The organism is Humibacillus sp. DSM 29435, assembly GCF_001758225.1.
In the GTDB taxonomy this organism is placed as follows: domain Bacteria; phylum Actinomycetota; class Actinomycetes; order Actinomycetales; family Dermatophilaceae; genus DSM-29435.
On sequence record NZ_MAST01000043.1, the window covers coordinates 1 to 1091 of the forward strand.

General features: G+C 67.8%; 1 protein-coding gene. It reads left to right on the forward strand.

Features of this window, described 5'->3' with window-relative positions; all coding sequences use genetic code 11:
- Nucleotides 1-462: 462 nt before the first annotated feature.
- The coding region (locus tag BA895_RS18070) for a transposase family protein (RefSeq protein WP_175442379.1) at nt 463-1091 on the forward strand (629 nt) is incomplete at its 3' end.

Consider the following 1091-nt stretch of genomic DNA (forward strand, 5'->3'; position numbering starts at 1 on the left):
TTTTCAGCCCACGCGACAGCCCCCCGCAGCACCCGTCGATGAAATCTCCGGGCTAGGCATAGGACCGAAATTGAGGGCGTGAGTGTCCCGAGGGGTCCTTTGCTGCCGGCATCGGCCGTGGTGGGTCCATTCGCGTCCTCTGAGCGGACCCGATTCCGGACCGCCGAATAGCCCCAGTGCCCCCTGCGGGGGCGCCCGTTCCGGGCTGTAAATCGGCCATCAAGCCACGATTGTCACACCAGCCCCAGCAGCACCTATTTACGGGGCTCTTGGAACTTGAGCGGGGCGCCCGGTAGTTGATGGGGCTCGTGACCCCGACATGCTGTTGGTCTCTTACAACGCGACAACAGCGAGGCCACGAGCATGAACGAGGGTACGTCAGTGCTGTTCGGTTTGGAGGACGAGTTCGCTGTCCTTCAGCTCCACCGGATTGGTCCGAACAGGGTCCGTGTCGTCATCGAGGTGATCGATCGGGAGGGCGCCTGCCCGGGCTGTGGGGTGCTCACCTCGAGGGTCAAGGAACGACCGCTGGTCGGTGTGAAAGACCTTCCCGCCTCGGGACAGCGCACCGAGTTGTGGTGGCTCAAGCGGCGCCTGGTGTGCCGCGAGCCGGCCTGCGCGACGGGCACGTTCACGCAGCAGTCGATCGCGGTACCGGCCCGGTCGCGGCTCACGACGCGGCTGCGGGAGAAGATCGGTTCCGCGATCGCGGCCGGGAACCGCGCAGTCAGCGAGGTCGCGGGCGAGTACGGCATCGCATGGGCAACGGCGCACCGGGCGCTGATCGCCCTGGCGGCCCGGTGGCTGCCCGAGCCGGAGCCGACTCGGGTGCTCGGCATCGATGAGACCCGCGCCCGGTCGGTGCGTTGGGTGTTGGAAGAGGCCGGGTGGAAACGGTCAGACCCCTGGATGACCTCCTTCGTGAACGCCGATCCGGCCGTGTCGGGGCGGCTGCTCGGGCTCACGCCGGGACGCTCAGGGGCCTGCGTGAGCTCGTGGCTGGCGCTACAGACCCCGACGTTCCGTGATGGTGTCAAGCTGGTCGTGATCGACCCGTCCGCGCCGTACGCGGCCGGGATCCGCACCGCCCT